The organism is Arthrobacter sp. H20 (assembly GCF_000520515.1).
Lineage (GTDB): Bacteria > Actinomycetota > Actinomycetes > Actinomycetales > Micrococcaceae > Arthrobacter_D.
In genome coordinates, this window is record NZ_KI914723.1 from 42,981 (window position 1) to 46,499 (window position 3,519).

At 61.4% G+C, this 3,519-nt stretch carries 5 protein-coding genes, 4 tRNA genes and 1 riboswitch; of the genes, 4 read left to right on the top strand and 5 right to left on the bottom strand.

Annotation, left to right across the window (positions count from 1 at the left end):
- The coding region (gene zapE / locus Y703_RS21470; protein ID WP_035764161.1) for an AFG1/ZapE family ATPase at window positions 1-260 on the top strand (260 nt) is incomplete at its 5' end.
- Window positions 261-344: 84 nt separating this feature from the next.
- Here the strand turns inward: zapE and Y703_RS18520 are convergent.
- Window positions 345-596, bottom strand: coding sequence for an antitoxin (locus Y703_RS18520; RefSeq protein WP_035764162.1), 252 nt, complete (start codon window positions 594-596; stop codon window positions 345-347).
- A 160-nt stretch (window positions 597-756) separates the two neighbouring features.
- A riboswitch (guanidine-III (ykkC-III) riboswitch) is annotated at window positions 757-818 on the top strand.
- A gap of 15 nt (window positions 819-833) precedes the next feature.
- Between Y703_RS18520 and Y703_RS0107150 the strand changes: the two genes are divergently transcribed.
- Window positions 834-1,148, top strand: a complete 315-nt coding sequence (locus Y703_RS0107150) for a DMT family transporter (protein WP_026552158.1) — start codon at window positions 834-836, stop codon at window positions 1,146-1,148.
- Window positions 1,149-1,392: 244 nt separating this feature from the next.
- Here Y703_RS0107150 and Y703_RS0107155 read toward each other — a convergent pair.
- From Y703_RS0107155 to Y703_RS0107170, 4 genes are all read right to left on the bottom strand, one after another.
- A tRNA-Gly gene (locus Y703_RS0107155) sits at window positions 1,393-1,469 on the bottom strand.
- 48 nt (window positions 1,470-1,517) lie between these two features.
- Window positions 1,518-1,589, bottom strand: a tRNA-Val gene (locus tag Y703_RS0107160).
- A gap of 26 nt (window positions 1,590-1,615) precedes the next feature.
- Window positions 1,616-1,689, bottom strand: a tRNA-Cys gene (locus tag Y703_RS0107165).
- Between the two features lie 55 nt (window positions 1,690-1,744).
- Window positions 1,745-1,818, bottom strand: a tRNA-Gly gene (locus tag Y703_RS0107170).
- Between the two features lie 162 nt (window positions 1,819-1,980).
- Between Y703_RS0107170 and Y703_RS0107175 the strand changes: the two genes are divergently transcribed.
- Both Y703_RS0107175 and def read left to right on the top strand, forming a co-directional pair.
- Entirely contained in the window at window positions 1,981-2,859 is an 879-nt protein-coding gene (locus Y703_RS0107175; protein ID WP_026552159.1) for a PD-(D/E)XK nuclease family protein, read from the top strand.
- Between the two features lie 88 nt (window positions 2,860-2,947).
- The coding region (gene def, locus Y703_RS22350; RefSeq protein ID WP_081743430.1) for a peptide deformylase at window positions 2,948-3,519 on the top strand (572 nt) is incomplete at its 3' end.

Sequence of the window (3,519 nt, forward strand, 5' to 3'; positions counted from 1 at the left end):
GGAGCCGGTATCGGCAGCTGATCGACGGGGTGGACTTTATCGCCTGGCACAATGTGGCGACCATTTCGGAACAGGCAGTTGCCCTGCGTTTCGTTGTCCTCGCGGACCGGATCTATGACAAGGACATCCCGGTTTTTGCCAGCGGGGTAGCCTTCGACCAGTTGTTCACCGAGGAAATGATGACCGGCGGGTATATGAAGAAGTATCATCGCGCGGTGTCACGTCTAACCGCCCTGGCGCGTCAGGGCAGCGAGGCCTAGCGCTCCACGCAGACCAGCCAGGACGCAAAAAGTGCCGGTGCTGCCTCTCGGCAGGACCGGCACTTTCTTGTCGAGCAATAGGCCTTATGCGGCCGGAGGGATTCCAGAGCCAGGTGGCCGGTTGGTGTCCCCGCGGTCGGTCTTATCAACCATTTCGGAGGCTTTGGACTGAACCTTGTCGATCTTGTCGGCGTACTTGCCTCCGGTCTTGCTGTCAACAAAGTTGCCAGCGTGACCGATGCCGTCCTTGATCTTTCCAGAGTTCTCGCCCACCAGCTCGGTTGCCTTTTTCGTCAGCGCTCCGGCCTTGCCTTTGAGCCCGTCAAATACAGACACAGGCACCTCCTTTCAATCCGGGAACCTGATGTTCCCACTGCACAGTAGTCTAGGACCCCGGAATGACAGTTCCAAGGGGAGAGCCTGTGCATTGGCTGGGTATCCGCCGTCGGCGTATGTATCCTCAGGATTGCCTCCGCGTGGGCGGTATGACAGCCTTGTAAAGCCAGATGGCACCCGGACGAGGTGCGCCGTACCCGGTCAGCGACAAGACGGCGTTTCAGGAGTGAGACTGTCATGGCATGGATTGTTCTAGTGGTATCCGGAGTGCTCGAAGCGGTGTGGGCTACAGCACTGGGGAAGTCTGAGGGATTCACCCGCCTTGTGCCAACAATCATTTTCGGTATCGGACTCACCCTGAGCATGGCCGGGCTCGCGTGGGCCATGCGGACGCTACCCGTGGGGACCGCCTACGCGGTGTGGGTGGGAATCGGCGCCGCACTGACCGTGACGTACGCAATGGTTTTCGACGGCGAATCGGCCTCGGTCATCAAGATCCTGCTGGTGCTGGGGATTGTCGCCTGCGTCGTCGGCCTGAAACTCCTTCACTAACCGCTGCACCACCGCCCGTCTGATCTTGGCACACCTGCCTCGGCACGGTTTCCTGGCCCAGAATCCCACCGATCGTGACTGGTCAGTGGGATTGTCTAGACATTCCCACTGATCGCAGCCGGTGGGTGGGAAGGTGTGACGGCCCGGAAGTTTCGCGGTGGGTGGGAGGTAAAGCGGCAACCACCGGGTGAAAGAAAAACACCCCTGCCGCAGCTGGCGGGGGTGTACCCGAGGGTGGTGAAACTGGAGCGGACGACGGGATTCGAACCCGCGACATCCACCTTGGCAAGGTGGTGCTCTAGCCAGCTGAGCTACGTCCGCGAAAAAGCGGTACCGGTGAGTCGGAAGAATCACGGGAACCGCTTTGCGTGGGCGATACTGGGATCGAACCAGTGACCTCTTCCGTGTCAGGGAAGCGCGCTACCGCTGCGCCAATCGCCCATCGAGATGGGTGCAAGCTGTAGTACTGGAGGTGGGGACGGGATTCGAACCCGCGTATACGGCTTTGCAGGCCGCTGCCTCGCCTCTCGGCCACCCCACCGTGCCTGGTAAACCAGGACCGCCGAAAGGTTCTCCGACAGCTACAGTGACTTGCGAGCGGACGACGGGATTCGAACCCGCGACATCCACCTTGGCAAGGTGGTGCTCTAGCCAGCTGAGCTACGTCCGCATGTTGATTGATGATCCATATCCCGTGACAAATCGTTGAATTTGCAGGGTTATTCGTCGTTTTCCAACGAGTAAAAACTCTATAGGAGGAAATGGGGTTCGTCCAATCCGCCCCAGAAAGGGCCAAATGTAGATTGTCGGTGTCCGGTGTCAGACTGGAAGCATGACTCAACCGCTGCTGGCTCACTCGACTGAGCACGGACGCATGTATTCCCGTTCCACCACCGACCGCCCGATCGTGCCATCGATCACCACGGTGATCTCCCAGGCCTCGACCTCCCTTGACGGCTGGATTGGCTACATGGCCGCGAACGCGGTCGCCAATGATCCCCGAGTTCCCACAGCCCTGGGCAACCCGGCGCAGCTCCGGACGGTGGTCAAGGAAGCTTCAGTTGCTGCCGAACGGTACCGCGATGAGGCCGCCGAGCGGGGCACCCGGGTGCACTTCTACTGTGAACAGGTTGCGCTCCGCGACCTGGAACAGCCGCATGTTCTCGACGCCGCCCGGCTAGCCCTCGTCGAGAATGGCGAAGAGGCGTTTGCCGACCGGTTCGACGAATGGTGGACGCTTTACCAGGTGCGCCCCCTGGCTGCGGAGCTCACCGTGTGGAACGAGGAGGTCGGTTACGCCGGCACCCTTGATCTCCTCGCCGAAATCGGCGGACGGCTGTGCCTGATTGATTTCAAAACGAAGAACACCGACCGCGATGGGCAGGTCAAGGCGCTCGATGACAAGGTGGTCATGCAGCTCGTGGCGGGGATGAAGGCCCAGGAGAGCCTCGTCAACGGTGAGACAGGGGTCTGGGAGCCGTGGAAGTACGATCACGAGCTGATTCTGCTGGGAGTGGCCATCGGCAAGACCGAGGTACGCGCCATGCGCGCCAACCCCGAGGTCCTGAAGGAGCACTGGTTCCGATTCTGCGCTCTGCGGCGGTCCTGGGAAGCCGGCCTGGACGCCGCTGCTGCTGGCCGTGCACTGCTGCCCATCGGTCCGCCGCCGGTGCCAGCGGCTAGTGCGGCTCCCGGGGTTGTGGTCAGCTAACCTGCCGTCGGCTGAAACGCAGGCTGGTTCCCGCCTAGAATGGCATCGACCCACAAGAAGTATCCATAACGTTAGGACCCCGCAGAGCATGGCCGTGTTGAGCATTCGGATCATTGGGGACCCGGTACTGAGGACCCCCTCCGCCGAGGTCACCACCTTCGGACCCGAACTTGCCAGACTGGTTTCCGACATGATGGAGACCATGGACGATGTGCACGGCGCCGGCCTCGCGGCGCCTCAGGTGGGTGTCAGCCTAAGGGTGTTCACCTTCCGGATTGACGACGCCTCAGGGTACATAGTGAACCCATTACTGGAGGTCGACACCGAAGCGTCGCTTGAGGAGTCGGAAGGCTGCCTGTCCATTCCGGGCCTTGGCTATCCGGTCCGGCGCGCCAGCTGGGCGAAGGTTACCGGTGTGGACATCCATGGCGGGCCGGTTGAACACGAGGGTACCGGTATGCTGGCCCGCTGTTTCCAGCACGAGGCAGACCACCTCAACGGCACGCTCTACATCGAACGACTGGTGGGGGAGCACCGCAAATCAGCCATGCGTGCTATCCGCAGCTCAACCTATTCGGTTGTCGCCGACCAGACCACCCTGGAACGTTCGGAGTCCACCGGGTCGAGTTTCGGGTTCGGTGTCTCAACGGCTCAGGCGGG

What these genes read in the sequence shown, in the direction of transcription:
- Y703_RS0107150 (WP_026552158.1), top strand. Translation starts at nt 834, where the DNA reads ATGGCATGGATTGTTCTAGTGGTATCCGGAGTGCTCGAAGCGGTGTGG.
- Y703_RS0107175 (WP_026552159.1), top strand. Translation starts at nt 1,981, where the DNA reads ATGACTCAACCGCTGCTGGCTCACTCGACTGAGCACGGACGCATGTAT.